This window comes from Butyricicoccus sp. Marseille-Q5471 (assembly GCF_951230135.1).
Classification (GTDB): domain Bacteria; phylum Bacillota; class Clostridia; order Oscillospirales; family Butyricicoccaceae; genus Agathobaculum.
Genome location: NZ_CATNVC010000005.1, coordinates 80,735 through 105,812 on the forward strand (window position 1 = coordinate 80,735; position 25,078 = coordinate 105,812).

Consider the following 25,078-nt stretch of genomic DNA (forward strand, 5'->3'; position numbering starts at 1 on the left):
AATGATACACCTCCGCTACCAACTCGTCAATGGTTTTTGTGCACAATTCACAGACCCAATCTTTGTAAATTCATTCGCCCGACACCGGTGCTTGCCCGATGTTCATCCGCGTGCTATACTGGGTGCATGGATAAGAAAGGATGTATAAGGATGGAGCACTCTAAAGTATACTTTTGTGATTTTCGCGCGACTTATCACGAGAATCTGCAGCAAAAACTGACCCGCCTGCTGAAATCGGCCGGCATGGGCGAGATCGACTTCGATAAAAAATTCACCGCTATCAAAATTCACTTCGGCGAGCCGGGCAATCTGGCGTTTCTGCGCCCGAACTGGGCCAAAACCGTGGCGGATTTTGTCCGCGAGCGCGGCGGCAAGCCGTTCCTGACCGACTGTAACACGCTTTACGTCGGCGGGCGCAAAAACGCGCTGGACCACATCGATTCCGCCTATTTGAACGGTTTTTCCCCCTTCTCAACCGGTTGCCACGTCATCATCGCGGACGGCCTGAAGGGCACGGACGAGGCCTATGTCCCTGTTGCCAGCGGCGAGTACGTTAAGGAAGCCAAAATCGGACAGGCTATTATGGATGCAGATGTTTTCATCTCGCTGACGCATTTCAAGGGACACGAGAACACAGGCTTCGGCGGCTGTCTGAAAAACATCGGCATGGGCTGCGGCTCGCGCGCGGGCAAGATGGAGCAGCATTCCTCGGGCAAGCCGCACATCGAGCAGGCGCACTGCGTCGGCTGCGGCATGTGTCAGCGCATCTGCGCGCACAGCGCAATCACCATCACCGACCGCAAGGCCAGCATCGACCATGATAAGTGCGTTGGCTGCGGCCGCTGCATCGGCGTGTGCCCGCAGGACACGGTGATCCCTGCGAGCGACGAATCCAACGACATCCTCAACTGCAAAATCGCCGAATACACCAAGGCGGTCGTCGACGGCCGTCCGTGCTTCCATATTTCGCTTGTGCTCGACGTGTCGCCCAACTGCGACTGCCACGCCGAAAACGATGTGCCGATTGTACCCAACGTCGGCATGTTTGCGTCGTTCGACCCGATTGCCCTCGATCAGGCCTGCGCCGATGCGGTCAACCGCATGCCGATTAACCCCGGCTCGTGCATCAGCGACCACGCCGAGCATGCTCATGAGCATGCTCACGATCACTTCCACCTGTCCCACCCCGACACCGACTGGCAGGTTGCGCTTGACCACGGCGAAAAGCTCGGCCTTGGCACACGCCAGTACGAACTGGTCACGATTTGATTACGGTTTTATGCGGTAAAGTCGCCGCGGGCAAGACCGCGCTTGCCTCTCGCATGCAGGCCGAGGGAGCGGTCGTCCTTTCGTGCGACGAGATGATGCTGACCCTGTTTGACGGCTGTCTGGGTGCGGCGCACGACCGAACGGCGATGAAATGCCTGCACTATCTGTTCTCGGTCGCGGCACAGCTTGCCGAAAAGGGCTTGGATGCCGTGATTGATTACGGCTTTTGGCTGCGTGCGGAGCGCGACGCGGCGCGGGCGTATTTTGCCGAGCGCAGTTTGCCCTGCCGCGTACTTCTGGTTGAAACAGCAGAGGACAAGCGCCTGTCCCGCCTTGCCCGCCGCAACGATGCGCTGCGAAGTGCCGAGGGACGCGTCTACCTGATTGAGGGCGCACTGCTCGGTCGCATGGATGCCAAATTTGAAGCACCTGCCCCCGATGAGCACATTGAACATTTTGACAACACAGAGGATTTTATATGACAAATAAGTTTTCTACCCGCCGTCTGTGCACCGCAGCTTTTCTGGTGGCGGTCGGACTGATTCTGCCGCAGATCTTTCACATGGTCGGCGGCAAGGCAGTCGGCTCGGTCTTTTCGCCGATGCACCTGCCGGTGCTGGTAAGCGGCCTGCTGCTCGGCCCCGCGCTTGGTGCGGCGGTCGGTTTTCTGACCCCGTTGCTCTCCGCGCTTGCAACCGGCATGCCGCCGATGGCGATTTTGCCCTTCATGCTGTGCGAGCTGACCGCCTACGGCGCGGTTTCGGGCGTGCTTGCGCGCAAGTTTCCGCTTTATCCGTCGCTGATTGGCGCACAGGTGGCGGGGCGCGTGGTGTACGCGGCAGCGCTGTTCGTTGGCGGCACAGTGTTCGGCATGCAGTGCGCCGCACCCGCGTCGGTGCTGACGAGTATTGTCACCGGCCTGCCCGGTATTGTGCTGCAGCTTGCGCTTGCCCCCGCGGTTGTACTGCTGCTGCACAAAGCGCTTCCGGAATCGGTATGAATTGTAAAACACCCGCCGTTTGGCGGGTGTTTTCTTATTCAAACGCCTTCATTGCCTGCTCGGCATCTAAATCACTAACTTCTCGGTGCACCAACTGTATCACCGGCTGAGGCATCGGCGGGCTGCCGCTTGCCGCCATCCACCCAGCTTTAAAGGCAATACGAATCATGGAAAACAGTGCATTTTCTGCCTTATCATACTCTCTGCGGTCTAAGAATTCCTCAAAAGCCGTTTCAAAATCCACCTGTTTCATAACAATCCCTCCAATTGCTCAGTATATTGAGCATTCTTTTTCTCACCATACCATATACTTATCGAAGTTGCAACCTATTTTGAGCAAAGCAGGTGGGATTTATGAAAATACGGCAGGACTTAAATCTGGGAAATAATCTGCGCACCCTTCGTAAGCAATGCGGGCTGACACAAGATCAAGTCAGCGCAAAGCTGCAATTATTGGGCTGTGATGTTTCGCGCGCTGTTTATTCCCGCTACGAAACCGGTGAACTCAACATCCGTGTCAGTGATTTAATCGCCTTAAAGCACATTTTCAACTGTCAATATGAGGAGTTCTTTGATGGACTCTGTATAGAAAAAGAGACTCCGCTCAACTGAGCAGAGTCTCTTTTATGCATTTTCAGCCTTCCATCACGCGGCCTTCGAACTCGGCGCGGCGCTTGATGTCGGCCATCACCGCGTCAAACTGCGGCAGGTCGAGCGACTGCGCGCCGTCGCACAGGGCGCAGCGCGGATTGTTGTGTGCCTCGATAATCAGGCCATCCGCACCCGCGGCAATCGCAGCGCGAGACAGCGGCTGCACCATATCGCGGCGGCCGGCAGCATGGCTGGGGTCGACGATAATCGGCAGATGGCTGAACATTTTAATCAGCGGAATCGCCGAAATGTCCAGATTGTTGCGAATCATAGACTCAAACGTGCGGATGCCGCGCTCGCAGAAAATGACATTCTGGTTGCCGCCCGCAAAAATGTACTCTGCCGCCATCAGGAACTCTTCCATGGTAGCAGACAGGCCGCGCTTGAGCAGAATCGGCTTGTTGGAGCGTCCTAGCTCCTTGAGCAGCATAAAGTTCTGCATATTGCGTGCGCCGAGCTGGATGATGTCCACATCGGCGAACAGGTCGAGGTGCTTCTCGCTCATAATCTCAGTGATGATGGGCAGACCGGTCTGGCGCTTTGCCTCGAGCAGCAGCTTAAGACCCTCGGCCTCCAGACCCTGGAACGAGTACGGCGAGGTACGGGGCTTAAATGCACCGCCGCGCAGGAAGGATGCGCCCGCACGCTTGACCGACTCGGCAACCTCGATAATCTGCTCCTCACTCTCGACCGAGCAGGGGCCTGCCATGACGTTGAAGTGACCCGCACCGATTTTGCGGCCAGCAACTTCAATCACGGTATCATCCGGATGGAACTTGCGGTTAACGGCCTTAAACGGCTCGGAAACACGCTGCACCCGCTCGACAATCTCGTAAGCCAGCACGTCGTGCTCATCAATGCGCGAAGTATCGCCCATCAGGCCGATGATGGTGGTGTTTGCGCCTTCCGAATAGTTGATGGCAAGGCCCATATCTTCAAAGTGGCGGATCAAGCGATCAACGCGCTGTTTTTCCGGATTCTGCTTGAGAACTACGATCATTCCGTTTTACTCCTTTATCAGCTGAAATTCATTCATGTTTGAGTATAACACCAATTATCCCAAAAGAAAAGGGGTGATTTCTCACAAAATCACCCCGTAAAAACCTGCCGCTGCACACGTTGTTATGCGTTTTTGGCCGCATCCTCGGCTTTCATCTGCTCATACTGCGCTTCAACGCCCGCGCAGAACTCGTCCCACCGATCGTCGTTAATCAATCGCGCGGGACAAATCTTGCCCGAAAAATCCTCATGCTTGCGCAGGGCGCGCGGCTTGAGATCGTATTCAATCAGCAGCCGTGCGCACAGCTTCTGAGTGTTTTTGAGTGTCTGCTCATAGTCGCCGTCCGCGTTGACGCACATCTCAATACCGATGCCGTTGCGGTTGCCGCCGTTTTTGACCATCTGGTCGCCCGCATGATAGGCGGTTTCATTATCGGGCAGGTGGTGATAAACCTGATGGTCATCCACCGTATAATGCCAGGAAAGCGGTTCGGTATCCGCGTTTTGATGAATGAAGGAATTGTGCGCCGCCGCATCCGCACCGGCGGCAAAGTTATCCGTTTCGTGGATGACTAAGTATTTGATTTCGCGTTTTTCCCCCGGACGCGCCTTCGTCCCTTCAGCGATGAAATCCTCGTGCACGGGCAAATCACCGATATAGCTGATATTCGCATCGCCCTGCAGATTGGGCGCCACCAGCTTGTGCACCAGTACACCCCCGCCAAAAGCCAGCGCAATAATGAAAAGCAGCAGAAGCGGTCGGTAGTTCTTCTTTTTCCTTCGCCGGCCGCCTTTGCTGTAAAATCCAAAGATTCTCAAAATATACTCTCCCCACCGTCAGTTTCTGTTCTATTTTACACCCATTCGACGTTTTTTTCAAAGCCCCGCGTGTAAACTTTTTATGACCTTGTAAAAAAGCGCGTTTTCTGTGTGAAAAAGCTGTAAAATCCCCTTGCATTGCGCCGTTTCCTAGGGTATAATAAACCGTACATGGAGAGGCAAAGCCTTTGCCAGCAGAATTCTTTGACCGCCCCTGTTTTGAGCGGGGAGCTAAGGCCATCCGGACAGCCGGGTCAAATGCCGAAATTGGCAACTTTGTTGCCTTATTGATTGCGCCAGTGCGCAAATTTTATAAGTTGGCTGCCTAAAAGCCGTGTGCCGCAGCGCACATCACACTTGTGAAACAATCAATAAGAGTAGTAAAAGTAAATTCTTGCTATATAGACTCTTCCTCTACCATTGAAATGGCCGTTTTACCCGCGGATACCCTCGGAAAACGGCTGAGTAGGATTGCTTGGACCTCAAGTTAGATGTTCGCCGCGCGCGCCATCTGTACTTGGGGATTTTTTTATTTTGAAAGGGGCCTGGCAATGCCGAACAAGCTCAAGCTCTACGGGTTCAACAACCTGACTAAAGCACTTTCCTTCAATATTTATGACGTGTGCTATGCAAAAACCGAACGCGAACAGCGCGATTATATCGCCTATATCGACGAGCAGTACAACTCCGAACGACTGACCAACATCATGTTCCGCGTCACCGAAATGATCGGTGCGCACGTGCTGCATGTGTCCAAGCAGGATTATGAGCCGCAGGGCGCATCCGTCACCTTCCTGATTGCCGAGGAGCACATGCTGCCCGCGGATGTTCAGGTGCTCGAAGCGGACACCATCGTCGCGCACCTCGACAAGAGCCACGTGACCGTGCACACCTATCCGGAGTACCATCCGGACACCTGTCTTGCGACCTTCCGCGTCGACATCGACGTGGCAACCTGCGGCGAAATCACGCCGCTGTCCACGCTTGACTATCTGATTGGCTCGTTCGATTCGGATATCATCACGATGGACTACCGCGTGCGCGGCTTTACCCGCGACATCGAGGGCAAAAAGCTGTTTATGGATCACCATATGACTTCGATTCAGGACTTCATCGACCCCTCCACGCTTGAGCGGTACGATGCGATCGACGTCAATGTCTATCAGGCCAACCTGTTCCACACCAAAATGCTTTTAAAGGAAGTGGACCTGCAGAACTACCTGTTCAACACGGACATTTACGAGCTGCCGCCCAAGACCCGCCTGAAAATCAACTCCGACCTGCGCAGCGAAATGATTGAGATTTTCAGCGGAAAAAACATATACTAAGGAAGAAAAGGACTGTTGTCCGGCTCATTCCTTTCGAAAGGAAACCTGCCTCATGGATCAATCCCGCGTGCCGATTTTGACGGCGCTCGAACAATTTAAGTCTATGCGCATCGTGCCGTTTGATGTCCCCGGACACAAACGCGGCCGCGGCAACCCCGAGCTGACCCGTTTTCTCGGCGAAGCCTGCCTTACGGTTGACGTAAACTCGATGAAGCCGCTGGACAACCTCTGTCACCCGACCACCGTCATCCGCGAGGCCGAGGAGCTGGCCGCCGATGCCTTCGGCGCACGCCACGCCTTCCTGATGGTCGGCGGCACGACCTCGTCGGTGCAGTCGATGGTGCTGTCGGTCGTCAGCCGCGGCGATGAAATCATCCTGCCGCGAAACGTGCACCGCTCGGTCATCAATGCACTGGTGCTGACCGGTGCAATTCCGGTTTACGTAAACCCCCAGATGAACGACCGGCTGGGCATTTCACTCGGCATGTCGGTTTCGGATGTCAAGGCCGCGATTGAGAAGCACCCGAACGCCAAGGCGGTGCTCGTCAACAACCCAACCTATTACGGCATCTGCTCGGACATCCGCAGCATCGTAAAGCTCGCGCATGACGCGGGCATGAAAGTGCTCGCCGACGAAGCGCACGGCACGCATTTCTATTTTGGTGATAATATGCCCTGCTCCGCCATGGCCGCAGGCGCCGATTTGGCTTCGGTTTCGATGCACAAATCGGGCGGCTCGCTGACGCAGTCAAGCTTTCTGCTGTGCGGTCAGTCGATGAACCCCGACCATGTGCGGCAGTTCATCAATCTGACGCAGACGACGAGCGGCTCGTACCTTCTGATGGTCAGCCTTGATATTTCGCGCAAAAACCTCGCCCTGCACGGCAAAGAGATTTTCCGCAAGGTGACCGACCTGACCGAATACGCCCGCGAGGAAATCAATCAGCTTGGCGACTACTACGCCTACGGGCGAGAGCTGATTAACGGCGACACCGTTTTTGACTTCGATGCGACCAAGCTTGCCGTCAACACGCTCGACCTCGGCCTTGCCGGCATCGAGGTGTACGATATTCTGCGTGATTTTTACGACATTCAGACCGAATTCGGCGATTTGGGCAACCTGCTCGCCTATGTTTCCGTCGGCGACCGTGAGCGCGATTTGGAGCGTTTGGTCGCGGCACTGTCTGACATCCGCCGCCGCTATAAACGCGACAAGGCCGAGCTGATGCGGCAGGAATACATCAATCCGCAGGTCGTCGCCGGCCCGCAGGAGGCGTTTTACGCGGAAAAGCAGTCGCTCCCGCTTGAAAACACCATTGGCCGCATCTGTGCCGAGTTTGTCATGTGCTATCCGCCCGGCATCCCGATTCTCGCGCCCGGCGAGCGCATCACACAGGATATTCTCGATTACATCCGCTACGCCAAGGAAAAGAACTGTCTGCTGACCGGCACCGAAGATCCGTCGGTGGACACCCTGCAGGTTATCAAAGGAGTGATCAGTCCATGCATCTGAGTTTTACCGAAATGCACACGCCGACCGTCGGTCTGCAAATCGCGGTCGACCGTCAGCTTTATACCGAGCAGAGCGAGTTTCAGCGCATTGATGTATTTGAATGCGAAGAATTCGGCCGCTTTCTGACGCTCGACGGCTACATGATGCTGACCGAGCGCGACGAATTCATCTACCACGAAATGATGGTGCACGTGCCGCTGGCTGTGCGGGGCGAGAACATCAAAAAAGTGCTCGTCATCGGCGGCGGCGACGGCGGCTGCGTGCGTGAGCTGTGCCGCTATGACCACATCGAGCACATCGACCTCGTTGAAATTGACGAGCGCGTGGTCAGCGTCTGCCGGGAGTATCTGCCCACAGTCGCCTGCTCGCTGTCCGACCCGCGCGTGCATCTTTTGTTCCAGGACGGACTGAAATACATCCGCCGCGTGAGCGGAGAGTACGACCTCATCATCATCGACTCGACCGACCCCTTCGGCCCGGGCGAAGGACTGTTCACGATGGAGTTTTACGGCAACTGCTACAAGGCGCTGACTGAGGACGGCGTTCTCGTCAACCAGCACGAAAGTCCGTTTTACAAGGACGACGCGCGCGCCTGCCAGCGGGCACACAAGAACATTGTGCACTCGTTTGAGCTTTCGCGCCTGTTTCAGGCGCATATTCCGACCTATCCGTCGGGTCACTGGCTGTTCGGCTTCTCTTCGCGCGGCATTCATCCCGTGCATGATCTAAAGGCCGACTGGTGGAATTCACTCGGCATCGAGACAAAATACTATAATACCAATCTGCACAAGGGCGCGTTCTATCTGCCCAACTATGTTCAGAAACTTTTGGAGAAAGTGGAGGAGAATTAATTATGGGAAGAGCACTCATCATCGGCTGCGGCGGCGTCGCGGGCGTTGTCATCCATAAATGCTGCCAAAACAGCAGCGTATTTGAGGAAATTATGATTGCCTCGCGCACCAAATCCAAGTGCGACGCAATTGCCGATCAGCTTTCCGGCACGACGACCACCAAAATCCGCACCGCCAAGGTGGATGCGGACAATGTGGACGAACTGTGCGCACTGATTGAGGAATACAAGCCGGATGTTGTTATGAACATCGCCCTGCCCTATCAGGATTTGACCATTATGGACGCGTGCCTGAAGTGCGGCGTCAACTATATGGACACCGCAAACTACGAGCCGGAGGACACCGAGGATCCCGAGTGGCGCGCCATCTATGAGAAGCGCTGCAAGGAAGAGGGCTTCACCGCTTACTTTGACTATTCGTGGCAGTGGGCGTATAAGGAAAAGTTTGAAAAAGCGGGTCTGACCGCGCTTTTGGGCTCAGGCTTTGACCCGGGCGTCACGCAGGCTTACTGTGCCTATGCCCAGAAGCACCTGTTCGACGAAATTGATACCATCGACATTCTCGACTGCAACGGCGGCGACCACGGCTATCCGTTTGCCACTAACTTTAACCCCGAAATCAACCTGCGCGAGGTTTCCGCCCCCGGCTCTTACTGGGAGAACGGCAAATGGGTCGAAATTCCCGCGATGTCCATCAAGCGTGAGTACAATTTTGATCAGGTCGGCCAAAAGGATATGTACCTGCTGCACCATGAGGAAATCGAGTCTCTCGCCAAAACCATTCCGGGCGTTCGCCGCATCCGCTTCTTCATGACCTTCGGCCAGAGCTATCTGACCCACATGAAGTGCTTTGAGAACATCGGTCTGCTGTCTACCACGCCGATTGATTACGAGGGTAAGCAGATTGTGCCCATCCAGTTCCTCAAGGCGCTGCTGCCCGATCCCGCGAGCCTCGGCCCGCGCACCCGCGGCAAAACCAACATCGGCTGCATCTTCACCGGAAAAAAGGACGGCAAGGAAAAGACCGCCTATATTTATAACGTCTGCGACCATGAGGAGTGCTTCCGCGAGGTCGGCTCGCAGGCCATCTCCTACACCACGGGCGTGCCCGCGATGATCGGCGGTGCCATGCTGCTGACCGGCAAGTGGAATAAACCCGGCGTGTACACGGTGGAAGAGTTCGATCCCGATCCGTATATGGACGCACTGAACAAGTGGGGTCTGCCGTGGCAGATCGACGAAAATCCCACGCTGGTGGACTGACATGAAGTTTACCGAACTGCCCACCCCCTGTTTTTTACTGGATGAAAACAAGCTGATTCAAAACCTTGCCGTGCTGCGCGACGTGGCACAGCGCTCGGGTGCGAAGATTCTGCTCGCGCAGAAGGCCTTCTCGATGTTTTCGGTCTATCCGCTGATTGCCGAATATCTCGACGGCACCACGGCCAGCGGCCTGTTTGAGGCACGGCTCGGCAAGGAGCATTTCGGCAAGGAGACGCACGTGTTCTCCCCCGCCTATACCGAGCAGGAGTTCGGCGAGCTGCTGCAGTACGCTGACCATATTGTATTTAACTCCTTCTCCCAGTGGAAGGCTTACGGTAACTACGCCCGCATCGCCGGCAAAAGCTGCGGCCTGCGCATCAACCCCGAGTGCTCGACGCAGGACCCCGACCACGCGATGTATGATCCCTGCGGCCCAACCTCGCGCCTTGGCGTGACGCTTGAAAACTTTCAGCCTGAAATGCTAAACGGCATCGACGGCTTCCACTTCCACACCCTGTGCGAGCAGAACTCGGATGCGCTCGTGCGCACGGTTGCCGCGTTTGAAAGCAAATTCGGTGCATACATGGAAGGCATGAAGTGGCTCAACCTCGGCGGCGGCCACCATATCACGCGCGACGATTACGATGTGGAAAAGCTGGTCAGCCTGATTATCTATCTGCGCCGCAAGTACAATGTTGAGGTTTATCTGGAACCGGGCGAGGCCGTCGTGCTTGGCGCGGGTTATTTGGTGGGAACCGTGCTGGAGATTGTGCACAACCATGCCCACATCGCCATTCTTGACACCTCGGCCGCGTGCCATATGCCAGATGTGCTTGAGGTGCCCTACCGTCCGCCCGTGTTCCGCTCGGGTCAGCCGAATGAAAAAGCCTTTACCTATCTGCTGACCGGACGCACCTGCCTTGCGGGTGACATCATCGGCGAATACTCGTTTGACAACCGCCTGCTGGTCGGCGATCAGGTCGTTTTTGGTGACATGGCGCTGTACACCATGGTCAAAACCAATACCTTCAACGGCATGCCGCTGCCCAATATCGCCATCCGCCGCGTGAGCGGCACGGACGAGGTTGTGCGTGCCTTCGGGTATGAAGATTTCAAAAACCGCCTGTCTTAAATAAGCCAAAGGGAGCGCAATGGATGAACCATTGCGCTCCCTTTCTTTTATCCTTTTACAGCGCCGCGACGGCGGGAAAAATCCTGCCCAGCAGGAAAAACAGAATCGGCACGAACATGGCCGGCAGCAGATTGCCGACCTTAACCTTCTTATCGAACATCAGGTTAAAGCCGATGGCGAAGATGAGCACCGAGCCGATGCAGGAAACCTGTCCGATCAGCGCATCCGACAACCACGGACGGATGAACCGCGCGAGCAGCGTGATGCCGCCCTGATACACAAGCAGCGGCGCGATGGACAGATACACGCCCTTGCCGAGCGACGCTGCGAACACAATCGCCGCAATTCCGTCCAAAATAGCCTTCGCAACCAGAATAGACGGATTTCCGTTCAGACCGTCCTCCAATGAGCCGACAATCGCCATCGCGCCAACGCAGAACAGCAGCGACGCAGTGACAAAGCCCTCAACAAAGCGGCTGTCCCCGCCCGCGCCGAATTTGCGCTTGCAGGCCTCACCCATGCGGTCGAGACGGGCTTCAATGTCAATCGCCTCACCAATCAGCGCACCTATCATCAGACTGAGCACGAGCAGCATAGTGTGCTGCGTGGACAGTGCGCCGTTTTCTACCGTCACCAGCCCGCTGACCGCGCCGCCGATGCCGATGAAAAAGGTGCACAGGCCCAAAGCCTGCAAAATAGTGCGTTCAAATCGCGGCGGCAGGCCGTTTTTGAGCAGCAGGCCGACGGTCGTCCCTGCGAATACCGTGCCGACGTTTACGATGGTTCCAAGTCCGATCATATAAAAATTCCCCTCTTTTGTGCAGTGCCACATTAGTATAGCACAAAAGAGGGGAAAAACCAATCACTGGGTTTGGCGGAAATATTCGATTGTACCGATGACACCGGTCAGCACGCCGCAGATGGGGAAAATAATCCAGCCCGGATGCCACAGGTCGGCAAAAAATCCAAGGCAGAGATAAATCATCGCGGCAATCGGGAACGACACACCCGCGAACAGTCCTGTCCAGCGATACCGAATGCCGCCGTTCGATTCGCCTGCCACAGACGAAGGCGCGCTCTCGTTCTCCCCACCCAGACCGAATACTTCCTTATAATAGCTGTCCCGCCGTCCCGACAGAATGCACAGCACAACGCCGGCCGCAACCGCGCCGAACATCAGCACCTGCCCGAGCAGCTCGCTGCGCAAAAAGGACTCGGCGCAGAGCTGATACAGGATGGGCGATGCAATGAACAGCGCCACCGCAAGCGCGACGGTCAGATGCTTTTTGTCGTTGTACTGACGGTATTCCTCTAAAATCGCGGGGTCAATCTGCTCGCGGGACATATGCACCGGCGCTTCGGCTACCACATCGTCCAAACCCAGTTCACTGCGCAGCTCCTCCGCCGAGCCGATGGACGCAACAACAATGCCCGCGGCTTCGTGCTCGTTTTTGCCCTCTTGCAGCAGGGCATTGAACTTTTCCTCCAGATTAAACAGCATATCTCGCTTCATCTGCACGATGTCCTCCGTCTGCGGCAGCGCGGAAAACAGCGCCTCTACATAATTTCGAACCGTTTCCATCTCTATTCCTCCTTTGCAAATGCGTCAACTACTCGCTTTAAAACCTGCCATTCAGCGCACTTTTCGCCGAAAAACTGTCGTCCCGCATCGGTAATGGTGTAATACGTGCGCGGACGCCCCTGCGTCTCACTGCCTTGGTATGCGGCGACCAATCCCTGCTTTTCGAGCCGGCCAAACGCCGAGTATAGCGTGGTTTCCTTAATGCAGTACGCTCCTGCGGCACGCTTTTCAATCTCCTTGGAGATTTCGTAGCCGTAGGAGTCCCGCTCGGCGAGCAGGCTCAGAATCAGCATATCGTTATAGCCGCGCATCACGTCGCTTCCCAACATGGCTCGCCCTCCTTTACTTCATCTGTCGTAGTAATCATAACAGAATTACTACGACAGGTCAAGTAGTTTGGATAAAAAAACCGCGGCCCCGAAAAGAGCCGCGGTAAAGATTCAGCAAGCATCTACATCAATGATGATTTTTTTACAGTAGGAGCAGTACCAGGCACGCGCTTCCGCGCGCTGCCCGATCCCGCAGTCCCCGATTTTCAGGCCGCCGCAGGCCCACAGGCCGAACAGCATTTCCTTGTCCTTTGGCAGCCATTTGAGCGTCTTGTGGTCGCCAAGCAGTTTCCCATCGAGCATTTCCTTGTCACAATAGGGACATTTTTGCATAACAGGTACCTCCTCAGGCTATTTCAGACAAAACGGAGTCTTTTGAAAATGCGTTCCGCCGCCGCGGTGGGCGGAGTCAGGCAGCGCAAGGGCAAACAAATCGTCAGCAAACGCATCGCGCAGCAGGTCGGTCTGCAATGCCTCCGGCAGCTGCTTTTCCGAAACCGGCTTGACGATGACGGGCAGGTTGTCGCTCGCCGTGCGCAGCAGCGCGGCGCCGCGTGCGCCGATGGCAAGCACGCGCAGATACTGCGGCTGCACCGCCGCGTCGCGCGGAACGGAAAGCGCGAGCCGAAGCAGCGCCCGTCGCACGCGGGCGGCGGGAAAGCAGCGGGTCTGCGCCAGTTCGACCGCGTCAGCATAGGTGACCGCACGGTAAACGGCGTTTTGCAGCCGCTCATCGAATCCGTCCGCCGACCCTGTGGTCAATCTTCCCTCATACAGCAGGCGGCGCAGCAGCGTCAGCAGCGCATGTCCCGGCACGGAAACCGGCGCACGGCCATCCTCCACCGCGCGGCGCAGCAGCACATGGCTGCTTTCAGGCAGGTAGGGCACGCAGGCGGCAAGCTGTCCCGCGCGCAGGCGCTCCCGCAACAGGCTTGCCGAGGCAAAGCCGCCTCCCGGACCGGACGCATCATGCCCCACGCCGCGCCGCTGCACCGCGACCGGGCGCATGCTCCGTCCGCGCATGGCACGGCAGTATTCGATAGCGAGGGTGTTGTTCGGCTCATCCAGCAGGTCGGCGGCGGCGTGATCGCGACGGCGCAGCGCCTGCTGCCGCGCGGCGGCATAGGACAGCCCTTTTTCCGGTATAAACGCAATTTCGTCCAACAGCTCCGCCGCATGTGCAATGGCCGAAGCATCCCCTGATTCGCAGCCGAAGGACACTGCATCGCAGCCGAGCGCGGCGAGCACGCCGATTGCCCCCTGCGCAAACCCCTCCGCCGAGGAGAGCGCAGCGGCCAGCGGCAGCTCAACTACTAAATCCGCACCGCTGCGCACCGCCATTTCGGCGCGGGTGTATTTGTCCAGCAGCGCAAACTCGCCGCGCTGCACAAAATTGCCGCTCATCGCGCAGACAAGAGGCGTATCCTCACCCAAAATCCGCCGTGTCTCGGCCAGGTGATGCGCGTGTCCCGCGTGAAACGGATTATATTCGGCGACAATACCGCAAACGCCCATGGAAACCTCCTAAAAACCGGTGCAAATAACGCTCACAATCGAACAAATTATCCCTTGTGCAATTGAGGAAAATCGTGTAATATAGTGATATACGATTATTATATCTGCTTTTGTCTCTTAACGCAAGCGGCAAAAGAGGAGTCGCATCGCTTGTTTGCGATTCCAAAAATACGGGCATGAGGGAGTTTTTGAAAATGAAAGTACTGGTAATCAACGCCGGCAGTTCTTCGCTGAAGTACCAGCTTCTCGAGACGACGAACAATGACGTAATGGCCAAGGGTCTTTGCGAGCGCATCGGCATCGATGGCGTACTGGTTCATACCGGCAACAAGTCGGACGAGAAGTTTACCATCCACACCCCGATGGCAACCCATTCCGAAGCCATCAAGGCGGTTATTGATATTCTGCTTGACCCCGACAAGGGCGTCATTGCTTCGATGAGAGAGATCGACGCAGTCGGTCACCGCGTGGTACACGGCGGCGAGTTCTTCTCGGACAGCGTTGTCATCACCGACAAGGTGCTCAAGGCGATTGAGGACTGTGTCCCGCTGGCACCCCTTCACAACCCGCCCAACCTGATCGGCATTCAGGCCTGCCGCGAGGTCATGGGTCCGGACGTGCCGATGGTCGGCGTGTTCGACACCGCGTTCCACCAGACCATGCCGCAGTCTCACTACATGTATGCGATTCCCTACGAGTACTACAACAAGTACAAGATTCGCCGCTACGGCTTCCACGGCACCTCGCATAAGTATGTTTCCCAGCAGGCTGCCGAAATGCTCGGCCGTCCGGCAGAAGAGCTCAAGCTCATCACCTGCCACCTGGGCAACGGCTCCTCGATCTGTGCCATCAACGGCGGCAAGTCCTTCGACACCTCGATGGGCTTCACCCCGCTCGACGGTCTGCCGATGGGCACCCGTGCCGGTAACATTGACCCCGCTATCATCGAGTTCTTGGCTGAGAACGAAAACCTCTCTGCCGCTCAGGTCATCGATATTCTGAACAAGAAGTCCGGTATGCTCGGCATTTCGGGCGTTTCCTCCGACTTCCGCGACCTTGACGCCGCGATTGCCGACGGCAACGCACGCGCCGCGCTGGCTAAGGATATGTTCAACCTGTCGGTTAAGAAGATTATCGGCTCTTACATCGCCGAAATGGGCGGCGTAGACGCTATCATCTTCACCGCCGGTGTGGGCGAGAATGACCGTTCGGTCCGTTGGGACGTGTGCGAGCACATGGAATACCTCGGCATCAAGGTCGATCCGGAGAAGAACAAGTACCGCGGCAAGCAGATGGATATCTCGCTCGATTACGCCCGTGTCCGCGTGCTGGTCATCCCCACCAACGAAGAGCTGATGATTGCCAAGGATACCGAGCGCCTGGTCGGCGAACTGAACAAGTAAGAAGCAGCAAAAGAGACAGGGCGGGGCGATTGCCTTGCCCTGTTTTTGCGCCGGCTGGGAGGGTCTATGGAAGAAGAGTTCAGCGTTGCGCGGGAGCGCGGATACTGTGCGCGGGTCGGCCTTGCACTGGTCTGCGTGATGGCGCTCACTTATCTCTGGCAGTTTTTTCTGAGCGCACTCTATACAGTGACGTCCTTTCGCCAAATCGGCGGCAGTGCGTATTTTGCGCTTGCACTGGTCGGCCAATATGTGTTTGCGCTCCCGATTGCCTTCCGCATCGTGCGAAGCGTACCGCGCGAACCGCTCAGTGACGAACCGGTGTCCCCCATGCGCTTCGCCCGCTGGCTTGCAGCGGGTTGTGCCATCCTATGGATTGGCGCATGGATTGGCACCGCGGCCAACAATCTGGTGTTCGCACTGCTCGACCGTCCCGCGGTGGACATTCTGAACGAAACAATGGATCAGCTTTCACCCACGGCCACACTGCTGAGCGCCTGTGTCCTTGGCCCCGCAGCTGAAGAAGCACTGTTTCGCGGCCTGATTGCCGACAGGCTCGCGCGATACGGACAGAAAACGGCGATTTTCGCCTCTTCTCTGCTGTTTGGCCTGTTCCACGGCAATCTGTCGCAGTTTTTCTACGCATTCGGACTCGGTCTGCTGCTAGGTTATGTGTATTTGATGACCGGTCGCCTGCGTTGGCCAATCGCGCTGCATATGCTCTTTAATCTCATTGGCTCGGGACTGATTGTCCTGCTGCCCGACACCCCCGTCGCCATCTACAGCTACGGCGTGCTGATGCTTGCGCTCGTTGTCTGCGGCGCCGTTGTGCTGGCGGGCGCGCGAGGGCGCATCGTGCTGCAGCCCGGCAGCTGCGACCTGTCCTACCGCACGGTCTGGGGCAATGCGGGCATGGCACTCGCGCTGATTGGCTGTCTCATGCAATTTTTCATCATTCTGCTGCTCGCTTGAGGAGGAACTCCATGCTGATCGACCTTCATATGCACACCGGCTATTCGGACGACGCGGCCGCCCACTCGGTCGAGGATAAGGTGCGCGCCTGCATCGACCGCGGCCTGTCCATCATCGCCATCACCGACCATCTCGATTTCTGGCATCATCTGCCGCCGCAGGAGACCGATGTCGACGGCTGCCTGCGCGACATGAATGCCGCCAAAACGGCCTTTTCCGACCAAATCGAGCTGCTGACCGGCGTTGAAATCGGCCAAATCCACGCCGACCCGCGCGCCGCGGAATTTCTGCGCACCCGCGCATTTGATACGGTCATCGGCTCGCTGCACGGCATGCCGAACGATGTGGACATCTATTTTCACGATTTCAAGCACATCGACTGCGATGCGTTCCTGCAGGACTACTTCGATGAGTTGCTGCACATGGTGCGCCACGGTGGCTTTGACGTACTCGCACATATCGACTATCCCCTGCGCGTCATGCGGCACGGGGACTACATTCCTTCGTTCGACAGATTTATGACAAGCGTCGAGGCCGTGCTGCGGGAAACCGTTGCACGCGGCTATGCGCTTGAACTAAACGCGGCCGGACTGTTCGGCTGGCAAAAACGGGTCGGCCCGCCCGAAAACGTACTATATGAATTCAAACGCCTTGGCGGCGAGCGCATTTCAATCGGCAGCGATTCGCATGCGCCAAACAACGTCGGCCGCGGGATCGAGGAATGCATCGCACACGCAAAACGTGCGGGCTTCAACTCGGTGACCGTATTCCGGCAGCGCCGGGCGGAACAGGTGATGATTTAAGTGATATTTGCAAAAAAACAACCCATCACGCGCGATGAGACCGAACTGCATGCGCGCGCCAAAATCAATCTGACGCTTGACGTGACCGGCCGCCGCGACGACGGCTACCACACCGTCAAAATGGTGATGCAGACGGTTGAGCTGCACGACGATGTACACGTTGCGCTGGTGCACGGCGAAAAAAAGCCGCAGGGCATCCGGCTGTCGTGCAACCTTCCCTATCTGCCGACCGACTCGCGCAATCTGGCTTACCGCGCTGCTGAGCTATTTTATGAAACGACAGGCGTGCCGCTGGGCACGGTCGAGATTCACATTGAAAAGCGGATTCCGGTCGCGGCGGGACTTGCTGGCGGCTCGACCGACGCGGCTGCCGTGCTGCGTGCGCTGTCGGCGCTCCACGCGGTCGGCCTGACGGATGACGAGCTGTGCGAAATGGGCCTCAAGCTCGGGGCTGACGTGCCCTACTGCCTGCGCGGCGGCACGATGCTGGCCGAGGGCATCGGCGAAATGCTGTCCCCCCTGCCCGCCATGCCGCACTGCTATGTTGTGCTGTGCAAACCTCCGTTTTCGGTATCGACCAAGGAGGTTTATGAACAGATTGACTCCGTCGAAATCGAAACGCGGCCTGATGCGGACGGCATGATTCAGGCGCTTGAGCAGGGCGATTTTCCGGGCGTGTGCAGCCACCTGTACAACGTGATGGAGGATGTGACCGGCAAAAAGCGCCGCCAGATTGCTGAAATCCGCACCTTTCTGACTGAAAACGGCGCGGACGGCACGCTGATGAGCGGCTCGGGACCGACCGTCTTCGGCCTGTTTTCCGATGAGCATCGCGCCAAAAGCGCGGCGAAAATGCTCAGTCACCGCTTCTCGGATACCTTTTTCACTGAAACCGTATAAATAAGCGCCCTTCGGGTCATACTTGTGTCATCGAGTATGAACCGGAGGGCGTTTGACATGAAAAAGACCGACAGACAAGCGATTTGCGCCGTAATAACCGCACTGACCCTGATGATTACCGGCGCATGGTATCCCGCGCCGCGCGCCGGGTGGTGGTGCACGGCATTCGCCGTTGTGTGCGACGAGGCTGCACAGCCCGAGCCCGCCGATCAGGGACAAATCGTTTTTAAGTGGAAGGTTGTCGAGCTTTGGGACGCGTGGTTCGCGTAAAAGCGCGAAAAGCCTTGTTCCGCCTGCTTTGCTGTGCTATAATGGCAAAGAAGTATGAAATCCTGTACAATGGAGGAACAACATGAAAGTTATTAACGAAAAAGGCAAGCTGTTCGGCGTCATCAACATCGTCGACCTGCTTGTGCTGATTGCCGCCATCGCGGTTGTCGCGGGCGTCGGCTATAAGCTGTTTGGTGCGCAGATTCAGCAGGCAACCTCGCCGCAGGTTGAGATGACCGCCGTCATCCGCGTGCGCGGCGCAACCCCCTTCCTCGTTTCCGAGTTACAGCGCAACGATCAGGTCGGCAAGCAGCTGGTCAGCGGCAATGAATTTGTCGACGCGACCATCGAGTCGATGAACATTGAGGACTACATCCAGCAAGTGACAACGGCGGACGGCCGCATCGTCGATGCGCTCGACGGCACCAAGAAGGATTTGGTGTTTACCATCAAGACCAAGGTCGCCAAGGACACGGCTGCCCCCAAGATCGGCACGCAGGAAGTGCGTGCAGGTCGTACCTTCATCCTCAAGACCAACGATTTTGAAACCACCGGCAACATCGATTCGGTCAACATTGCAAAGGATTAAGCGATGAAAGCTATCTTTCAAAGCAGCCTGATCGCGCGGGCGCTCAGCCGCGTGGGTGAATGGTATCACCAAGGAGCAATCGCGGGGTTTTTCCGAAAAATTCACGATGCCTATCCCGATTCGCAGTTTCGCCGCGTTTGGGATCGCTTCTGTGCCTCCTCACTGCCCAGTCCGGCCACCAGTCTTTACGCGCGCATCATGGCGGCGTTTCGCCGCGGCGTGGAGAATCTGGGCGATATCACCAGGCAGAGCCTGATCTACCGCGGCTGCATCGCGGTTTGGAAGCCGGTTTCAACCTTCCTCGGCGGCGGTGTGATTGGCCGTGCGGTGCGGTTTTTCGGCATGCGCGGCCTGCTGCTGACAGCGCTCGCCTTCTATCTGCCGATCGACTATCTGCTGCGAAGCGTGGTGCAAATCGGCTTTCTGGCGTCCGTCTGGGACGAATGCCTGATGCTTGTCGCCTTTGGGTACATTCTGTGGCACACGGCCATGCGCCGCGCGCCGCTGCAAAGCCGCGTCACCCCGGTGGATGCATATTTGATGCTGTTTGTCGGCGTGGCTTTCTTCCTGATGTGCGCGGTTTCGCCTTATCCGTCCATCGCACTGGACGGACTGCGCGCGGTGGTCCAGTATCTGTTCTGGTTCTTCCTCGTCACCCGTTTGATTGAGGATGACCGCGATTTTTCCATTTTCTACGGTGCTCTGGTCGTCATGGCAATTGCCATCGGCCTGCACGGCATCTATCAGTTCATCGTTGCCGCGCCGATTCCGGCAAGCTGGGTCTCGCAGACCGAGGAAAGTGTGCGCACACGCGTCTACTCCATCACGGGCAGTCCTAATGTCATGGGCAGTCTGCTTGTACTGTTTGCCCCGATGGTCGCGGGCATTGCATACTACTCCAAGAAAACCTGGGTCAAGATTTGCGCCATCGGCGCGACCGGCATGATGTGTCTGTCCATTATCTTCACCTTTTCCAAGGGCGCCTGGGGCGGATTGTTTGTGGCGGTTGTCATCTTCGCAGCCTTCCTTGACCGCCGTCTGATTGCATTGATGGGCGCGGGCGGTGCCACGGCGCTGATTGCCATTCCCTCCATCGCAAACCGCATCACCTATCTGTTCACGACGGATTATGTCGAGGCCAGTCAGCGTGCGGGACGCATGGTGCGATGGGAAACCGGCCTAAACCTGCTGCACGAGTCCAACCCCTGGCTTGGATTCGGCCTTGGCCGGTTCGGCGGTGCGGTTGCCATGCAGAACAAGATTATTGAGGAATCGGACGCCTTTTCCTACTTCTATATGGACAACTATTACCTCAAAACACTGGTAGAGATGGGATACATCGGCCTGATTTTCTTTATCATCCTGCTGATTGGACTGGTCATCTGGTGTCTGCGCTCGATTGGCCGCACCAAGCTGTGCGAAACCGACCGCAGCCGCGTGCTGGCGGTGTCGATGTTCGCGGGCATGATGGGCGTGCTGACGCACTGCTACTTTGAAAACATTTTCGAAGTCCCTTACATGACGGCTTATTTCTGGAGCATGGGGGCGGCTGTTCTCTATCTCGGCTACTTCCGCAAGCGACGGCAAAACTGAACAAATTCCACGTCAAAAGCACGGTGAAGCACAGACTTCACCGTGCTTTTTTGCGCACTTTACACAAGGTTATGCGCTTTACGCGGATTTTACACGGTCTTGCTTTTAGATTTTACACGCAGTTTTTATCATGGAATATGTAAACAACAGATGGAAACAAAAAGGAGAGCAATACTATGAAGAAACTCGTATCCGCCCTGCTCGCAGGCGCTCTGCTGTGCGGCGCACTGGCCGGCTGCGGCAGCAGCACCACGCAGACCCCAGCCGCAAACGGCGCAGGCAATGAAGCGACCGCGATGTCGGGTGCAATCACGGTCATCTCCCGCGAGGACGGCTCGGGCACACGCGGCGCATTCGTCGAACTGACCGGCGTCGAAGAGAAGAACGCAGAAGGCAAAAAGGTGGACAACACCACCGCGGACGCCGAGGTTGTCAACAAGACCGACGTCGTGCTGACCAGCGTTTCGGGCAACGAAAAGGCAATCGGCTATGTTTCGCTCGGCGCGCTCAACAACACCGTCAAGGCTGTCAAGGTGGACGGTACGGAAGCCACGACCGACAACGTAAAGTCCGGCGCTTACACGCTCGCCCGTCCCTTCAACATTGCAACCAAGGGCACGCCGACCGGCCTTGCGGCCGACTTTCTGAACTTCGTTCTCTCCAAGGACGGTCAGGCCGTCGTTGTGGATAACAAGTACATCGAGGTAAACGATGCGGCAGCAGCCTTCGTTTCCGACGGTTCTACCGGCAAAATCTCCATCGGCGGCTCGTCCTCGGTGTCTCCGGTGATGGAGAAGCTCATCGAGGCCTATAAGGCGCTCAATCCCAACGCACAGATTGACCTCCAGACCTCTGACTCGACCGCAGGCATGACGGGCGCCATGGACGGCACGTTTGACATCGGCATGGCCTCGCGCGAGCTGAAGGATTCCGAATCAGCCGAGCTGACCGGCACTGCCATCGCACTGGACGGCATCGCGGTTATCATCAATCCGGCAAACACGGTGGACTCGCTGACCACCGAGCAAATCAAGGAAATCTACGTCGGCAATGTGACCGACTGGGCCGAACTCGCCGCTTAAACTGCGGTTAAAGGGCTGAAGGGCGAACACCGTTTCGCCCTTTTCCCTATATCTATGGGGTGAAAACATGAAAAACTTCCGAGAAAAACTGATGCACGGCGTGTTCTTTGTCTGTGCACTGGTATCCATCCTCGCGGTTGTGCTGATTTGCGTGTTCCTATTTGCAAACGGCGTGCCCGCCATGCAGAAAATCGGGCTCGACAACTTCCTGCTCGGCACCACGTGGAAGCCGGGCAACGACCTGTACGGCATCCTTCCCATGATTTTGGGCAGCGTGTACATCACGGCGGGCGCGATTGTCGTCGGCGTGCCGATTGGCCTGCTGACCGCGATTTTTATGGCCTTCTATTGCCCGAAGCGCATCTACGGCTTTTTGAAGCCCTGCACCGAGCTGCTCGCCGGCATTCCTTCCATTGTATACGGTTTCTTCGGCATGGTGATTATCGTACCGCTCATCCGCGATATCGCCGCCTTCTTCGGCCGGGATATTTCAGGCTCCTCTATTCTTGCCGCCTCTATTCTGCTTGGCATTATGATTCTGCCCACCATCATCGGCGTGTCCGAAGCTGCGCTGCGCGCCGTGCCGGGCAGCTACTATGAAGGCTCGGTTGCCATGGGCGCAACGCATGAACGCGCGGTGTTCTCAGTCGTGCTGCCGGCGGCAAAGTCCGGCGTGCTGGCATCGATTGTGCTCGGCATCGGCCGCGCAATCGGTGAGACAATGGCTGTGATCATGGTTGCGGGCAATCAGCCGCGTGTGACCGGCGATATGCTCAAGGGCATCCGCACCATGACCGCCAACATTGTCACCGAAATGGGCTACGCCGCCGATCTGCACCGCGAGGCGCTCATTGCGACCGGTGTGGTGCTGTTCGTCTTTATCCTCATCATCAACCTGTCGTTCTCTGTGCTCAAAAGGAGGAAGGATTAAGTGGAAGATATCAGAATGCGCCCGATTTCCATCGCGGGCAAACGTCAGCCGGTGCGCCTGCATGGCCGCGTCAAATCACGCGTGCAGCGGGGGTTGGTCTACGGCGCGGCTGCACTCACCTTTGCCGTGCTGCTCTTCCTGATTTCTTATATCCTGGTGCGCGGCGTCCCCAATCTGAAGCCATCGCTGTTTTCCTGGACCTACTCCTCGGAGAATGTGTCGATGGTGCCCGCCATCATCACCACCGTTGAAATGACACTGCTCGCCCTGCTGCTCGCCGTGCCCTTTGGCCTGTTCACGGCCATCTACCTCAACGAATACGCCGCGCGCGGTAACAAGCTGGTAAACATCATCCGCATCACAACCGAAACGCTCTCCGGCATTCCCTCGATTGTGTATGGCCTGTTTGGCATGCTGTTCTTCGTTACTTACCTGCACTGGGGTTATTCGATGGCGTCCGGCGCGATGACCCTTGCCATCATGATTCTGCCGCTCATCATGCGCACGGCAGAGGAAGCGCTGATGAGCGTGCCTGACTCCTTCCGCGAGGCCTCCTTCGGCCTCGGCGCGGGGCGGCTGCGCACGGTGTTTCGCATCGTACTGCCCAGCGCAATGCCCGGCATTCTGTCCGGTATCATCCTGAGCATCGGCCGCATCGTCGGCGAAACCGCGGCGCTCATCTTCACCGCAGGCACCATGGCACAGATTCCGAGTCTGCTTCAATCCGGCCGCACGCTTGCCATCCATATGTATGTGCTGTCCGGCGAAGGACTGCACATGAACGAAGCATATGCGACCGCGGTGGTGCTGCTGATTGTTGTGCTGCTGATGAACGCGCTTTCGGCACTCGTGGCCAAGCGCCTGACCAAAAAGTAAGGAGTATTCCCTCATGGATAAAATCTGCATCCGCGGCATGGATTTGCATTACGGCGATTTCCATGCGCTCAAATCCATCAATCTTGACATTGCGCCGAACGAGATTACGGCCTTCATCGGCCCCTCCGGCTGCGGCAAATCAACGCTCTTGCGTTCACTTAACCGCATGAACGATCTGGTTGAAGGCTGCAAAATCACCGGCGACATCATGCTCGACGGCGAGGACATCTACCGCGACTGCGACGTGAACATCCTGCGCAAGCGTGTCGGCATGGTGTTTCAGAAGCCCAATCCCTTCCCGATGTCGATTTACGACAACATCGCTTACGGCCCGCGCACACACGGCATCAAGTCGCGCGTGCGGCTCGATGAAATCGTCGAAACCTCGCTCCGCCGCGCCGCAATCTGGGAGGAAACCAAGGACAACCTCAAAAAGTCCGCGCTGTCCATGTCCGGCGGTCAGCAGCAGCGTCTGTGCATCGCCCGTGCGCTTGCAGCCGATCCCGAGGTGCTGCTGATGGACGAACCGACCTCCGCGCTTGACCCGATCTCCACCGCGAAAATCGAAGACCTTGTGCTGGAGCTGAAAAAAGACTATACTATTGTTATGGTCACGCACAATATGCAGCAGGCCACCCGCGTATCGGATAAAACCGCGTTTTTCCTGCTTGGCGAGATTGTGGAGGCGAGCGCCACCGAGCAGCTGTTCTCCATGCCCCGCGACAAACGAACTGAGGATTACATTACAGGGAGGTTCGGCTGATGAGAAACCGATTTGACACCCAGCTTGCAGAGCTGAATAAAGAGCTGATTGCGATGGGCGCACTATGTGAAAACTCCATTGCAAGCGCGGTCAAGGCGCTGCTTTCCGGCGACCTCAAGCTCGCCCAGAACGCCATTGCGGTAGAGGGCGAGATTGACCGCAAGGAACGCGAGATTGAGTCGATGTGCCTAAAGCTGCTGCTGCAGCAGCAACCGGTTGCCAGTGATTTGCGCCTGATTTCCTCGGTGCTCAAAATGATTACCGATATTGAGCGCATTGGCGATCAGGGCAGCGACATTGCCGAAATCGTCAGCTACATGCCGGGCGAGGGCGTACAGAACCCCCACATCAGCGACATGGCGAAGGCGACGATTAAAATGGTCACCGACAGCTTGGATGCATTCGTGCGCCGCGACCTGACCCTCGCATGGAGCGTCATCGAGTATGACGACGTGGTGGACGATTTATTCTCCCGCTGCAAGCAGGATTTGATCGCCGAAATTGCAGCCGATCCCGCCAGCGGCGAGCGCGTGCTCGACCTGCTGATGATTGCCAAATACCTCGAGCGCATCGGCGACCATGCCACCAACATTGCCGAGTGGGTTGAATTTTCCATCACCGGCACACACAAATCTTAAACGAAATCCGT

General features: G+C 56.9%; 29 protein-coding genes. 21 read left to right on the forward strand and 8 right to left on the reverse strand.

Going from position 1 to position 25,078, the window contains the following annotated elements; genetic code table 11:
- Nucleotides 1-150 precede the first annotated feature (150 nt).
- From QOX26_RS07775 to QOX26_RS07785, 3 genes are read left to right on the forward strand one after another with little or no spacing between them, the layout of a single operon-like run.
- Nucleotides 151-1,269, forward strand: coding sequence for a DUF362 domain-containing protein (locus QOX26_RS07775; protein ID WP_283674407.1), 1,119 nt, complete (start codon nucleotides 151-153; stop codon nucleotides 1,267-1,269).
- Nucleotides 1,266-1,751 (forward strand): AAA family ATPase, encoded by a 486-nt coding sequence (locus tag QOX26_RS07780; RefSeq protein ID WP_283674408.1) that lies wholly within the window; start codon nucleotides 1,266-1,268, stop codon nucleotides 1,749-1,751. The genes QOX26_RS07775 and QOX26_RS07780 overlap by 4 nt, the downstream gene beginning before the upstream one ends.
- Nucleotides 1,748-2,269, forward strand: coding sequence for an ECF transporter S component (locus tag QOX26_RS07785; protein WP_283674409.1), 522 nt, complete (start codon nucleotides 1,748-1,750; stop codon nucleotides 2,267-2,269). The genes QOX26_RS07780 and QOX26_RS07785 overlap by 4 nt, the downstream gene beginning before the upstream one ends.
- Nucleotides 2,270-2,303: 34 nt before the next feature.
- Here the strand turns inward: QOX26_RS07785 and QOX26_RS07790 are convergent, their stop codons facing one another.
- Nucleotides 2,304-2,522 carry a hypothetical protein gene (locus tag QOX26_RS07790; RefSeq protein WP_283674410.1) on the reverse strand — a complete coding sequence of 73 codons (219 nt, stop codon included), beginning with the start codon at nucleotides 2,520-2,522 and terminating at the stop codon, nucleotides 2,304-2,306.
- A 101-nt stretch (nucleotides 2,523-2,623) separates the two neighbouring features.
- Here QOX26_RS07790 and QOX26_RS07795 point away from each other — a divergent pair, with 101 nt between their 5' ends.
- Entirely contained in the window at nucleotides 2,624-2,881 is a 258-nt protein-coding gene (locus tag QOX26_RS07795; protein ID WP_283674411.1) for a helix-turn-helix domain-containing protein, read from the forward strand.
- A gap of 22 nt (nucleotides 2,882-2,903) precedes the next feature.
- On the opposite strand, the gene aroF is transcribed toward QOX26_RS07795, so the two are convergent.
- Nucleotides 2,904-3,920 carry a 3-deoxy-7-phosphoheptulonate synthase gene (aroF, locus tag QOX26_RS07800; protein WP_283674412.1) on the reverse strand — a complete coding sequence of 339 codons (1,017 nt, stop codon included), beginning with the start codon at nucleotides 3,918-3,920 and terminating at the stop codon, nucleotides 2,904-2,906.
- A 122-nt stretch (nucleotides 3,921-4,042) separates the two neighbouring features.
- A complete protein-coding gene (locus tag QOX26_RS07805; protein WP_283674413.1) occupies nucleotides 4,043-4,738 on the reverse strand; it encodes a peptidoglycan recognition protein family protein in 696 nt (231 codons plus the stop codon).
- A 551-nt stretch (nucleotides 4,739-5,289) separates the two neighbouring features.
- Between QOX26_RS07805 and speD the strand changes: the two genes are divergently transcribed.
- Genes speD through nspC form a run of 5 tightly spaced genes read left to right on the forward strand, consistent with a single transcriptional unit; the run spans nucleotide 5,290 to nucleotide 10,824 of the window.
- A complete protein-coding gene (gene speD, locus QOX26_RS07810) occupies nucleotides 5,290-6,066 on the forward strand; it encodes an adenosylmethionine decarboxylase (protein ID WP_283674414.1) in 777 nt (258 codons plus the stop codon).
- A gap of 52 nt (nucleotides 6,067-6,118) precedes the next feature.
- The gene (locus tag QOX26_RS07815; RefSeq protein WP_283674415.1) at nucleotides 6,119-7,579 is read left to right on the forward strand and encodes an aminotransferase class I/II-fold pyridoxal phosphate-dependent enzyme; all 1,461 of its coding nucleotides are present in this window, start codon (nucleotides 6,119-6,121) and stop codon (nucleotides 7,577-7,579) included.
- Nucleotides 7,570-8,430: a polyamine aminopropyltransferase gene (gene speE, locus QOX26_RS07820; protein ID WP_283674416.1), complete on the forward strand. Its 861-nt coding sequence runs from the start codon at nucleotides 7,570-7,572 to the stop codon at nucleotides 8,428-8,430. Before QOX26_RS07815 ends, speE begins: the two co-directional genes overlap by 10 nt.
- Before the next feature lie 2 nt (nucleotides 8,431-8,432).
- Nucleotides 8,433-9,692, forward strand: a complete 1,260-nt coding sequence (locus QOX26_RS07825) for a saccharopine dehydrogenase family protein (RefSeq protein WP_283674417.1) — start codon at nucleotides 8,433-8,435, stop codon at nucleotides 9,690-9,692.
- 1 nt (nucleotide 9,693) lies between these two features.
- Nucleotides 9,694-10,824 (forward strand): carboxynorspermidine decarboxylase, encoded by a 1,131-nt coding sequence (nspC, locus tag QOX26_RS07830; RefSeq protein ID WP_283674418.1) that lies wholly within the window; start codon nucleotides 9,694-9,696, stop codon nucleotides 10,822-10,824.
- A 55-nt stretch (nucleotides 10,825-10,879) separates the two neighbouring features.
- Here the strand turns inward: nspC and QOX26_RS07835 are convergent, their stop codons facing one another.
- The 5 genes from QOX26_RS07835 to QOX26_RS07855 form a co-directional block, all read right to left on the reverse strand.
- Nucleotides 10,880-11,623, reverse strand: coding sequence for a DUF554 domain-containing protein (locus tag QOX26_RS07835; protein WP_283674419.1), 744 nt, complete (start codon nucleotides 11,621-11,623; stop codon nucleotides 10,880-10,882).
- A 63-nt stretch (nucleotides 11,624-11,686) separates the two neighbouring features.
- The gene (locus QOX26_RS07840) at nucleotides 11,687-12,406 is read right to left on the reverse strand and encodes a permease prefix domain 1-containing protein (RefSeq protein WP_283674420.1); all 720 of its coding nucleotides are present in this window, start codon (nucleotides 12,404-12,406) and stop codon (nucleotides 11,687-11,689) included.
- A 2-nt stretch (nucleotides 12,407-12,408) separates the two neighbouring features.
- Nucleotides 12,409-12,735 (reverse strand): PadR family transcriptional regulator, encoded by a 327-nt coding sequence (locus QOX26_RS07845; RefSeq protein WP_283674421.1) that lies wholly within the window; start codon nucleotides 12,733-12,735, stop codon nucleotides 12,409-12,411.
- 111 nt (nucleotides 12,736-12,846) lie between these two features.
- Nucleotides 12,847-13,068: a PF20097 family protein gene (locus QOX26_RS07850; RefSeq protein ID WP_283674422.1), complete on the reverse strand. Its 222-nt coding sequence runs from the start codon at nucleotides 13,066-13,068 to the stop codon at nucleotides 12,847-12,849.
- Between the two features lie 18 nt (nucleotides 13,069-13,086).
- Nucleotides 13,087-14,250, reverse strand: a complete 1,164-nt coding sequence (locus QOX26_RS07855; RefSeq protein WP_283674423.1) for a tRNA(Met) cytidine acetate ligase — start codon at nucleotides 14,248-14,250, stop codon at nucleotides 13,087-13,089.
- Between the two features lie 194 nt (nucleotides 14,251-14,444).
- On the opposite strand from QOX26_RS07855, the gene QOX26_RS07860 reads away from it, so the two are divergent.
- The 12 genes from QOX26_RS07860 to phoU all read left to right on the forward strand — a co-directional run bounded on the left by QOX26_RS07860 (nucleotide 14,445) and on the right by phoU (nucleotide 25,067).
- Nucleotides 14,445-15,653, forward strand: coding sequence for an acetate/propionate family kinase (locus QOX26_RS07860; RefSeq protein ID WP_283674424.1), 1,209 nt, complete (start codon nucleotides 14,445-14,447; stop codon nucleotides 15,651-15,653).
- A gap of 66 nt (nucleotides 15,654-15,719) precedes the next feature.
- The gene (locus tag QOX26_RS07865) at nucleotides 15,720-16,622 is read left to right on the forward strand and encodes a CPBP family intramembrane glutamic endopeptidase (protein ID WP_283674425.1); all 903 of its coding nucleotides are present in this window, start codon (nucleotides 15,720-15,722) and stop codon (nucleotides 16,620-16,622) included.
- Between the two features lie 11 nt (nucleotides 16,623-16,633).
- A complete protein-coding gene (locus tag QOX26_RS07870) occupies nucleotides 16,634-17,425 on the forward strand; it encodes a histidinol-phosphatase HisJ family protein (RefSeq protein WP_283674426.1) in 792 nt (263 codons plus the stop codon).
- Nucleotides 17,426-18,325, forward strand: a complete 900-nt coding sequence (gene ispE / locus QOX26_RS07875; RefSeq protein WP_283674427.1) for a 4-(cytidine 5'-diphospho)-2-C-methyl-D-erythritol kinase — start codon at nucleotides 17,426-17,428, stop codon at nucleotides 18,323-18,325.
- A 57-nt stretch (nucleotides 18,326-18,382) separates the two neighbouring features.
- A complete protein-coding gene (locus tag QOX26_RS07880) occupies nucleotides 18,383-18,595 on the forward strand; it encodes a hypothetical protein (protein WP_283674428.1) in 213 nt (70 codons plus the stop codon).
- An 82-nt stretch (nucleotides 18,596-18,677) separates the two neighbouring features.
- On the forward strand, nucleotides 18,678-19,184 hold the full coding sequence (locus QOX26_RS07885) for a DUF4330 domain-containing protein (RefSeq protein ID WP_283674429.1): 507 nt from the start codon (nucleotides 18,678-18,680) through the stop codon (nucleotides 19,182-19,184).
- Nucleotides 19,185-19,187: 3 nt separating this feature from the next.
- Nucleotides 19,188-20,777, forward strand: a complete 1,590-nt coding sequence (locus tag QOX26_RS07890) for an O-antigen ligase family protein (RefSeq protein WP_283674430.1) — start codon at nucleotides 19,188-19,190, stop codon at nucleotides 20,775-20,777.
- Between the two features lie 176 nt (nucleotides 20,778-20,953).
- Nucleotides 20,954-21,859, forward strand: a complete 906-nt coding sequence (locus QOX26_RS07895; RefSeq protein ID WP_283674431.1) for a substrate-binding domain-containing protein — start codon at nucleotides 20,954-20,956, stop codon at nucleotides 21,857-21,859.
- Nucleotides 21,860-21,926: 67 nt separating this feature from the next.
- Entirely contained in the window at nucleotides 21,927-22,790 is an 864-nt protein-coding gene (pstC, locus tag QOX26_RS07900; RefSeq protein ID WP_283674432.1) for a phosphate ABC transporter permease subunit PstC, read from the forward strand.
- Nucleotides 22,791-22,805: 15 nt separating this feature from the next.
- The gene (gene pstA / locus QOX26_RS07905) at nucleotides 22,806-23,666 is read left to right on the forward strand and encodes a phosphate ABC transporter permease PstA (protein WP_442870219.1); all 861 of its coding nucleotides are present in this window, start codon (nucleotides 22,806-22,808) and stop codon (nucleotides 23,664-23,666) included.
- 13 nt (nucleotides 23,667-23,679) lie between these two features.
- Nucleotides 23,680-24,429 (forward strand): phosphate ABC transporter ATP-binding protein PstB, encoded by a 750-nt coding sequence (gene pstB / locus QOX26_RS07910; RefSeq protein ID WP_283674434.1) that lies wholly within the window; start codon nucleotides 23,680-23,682, stop codon nucleotides 24,427-24,429.
- Nucleotides 24,429-25,067 (forward strand): phosphate signaling complex protein PhoU, encoded by a 639-nt coding sequence (gene phoU, locus QOX26_RS07915; protein WP_283674435.1) that lies wholly within the window; start codon nucleotides 24,429-24,431, stop codon nucleotides 25,065-25,067. The genes pstB and phoU overlap by 1 nt, the downstream gene beginning before the upstream one ends.
- The last annotated feature ends 11 nt before the right edge of the window (nucleotides 25,068-25,078 follow it).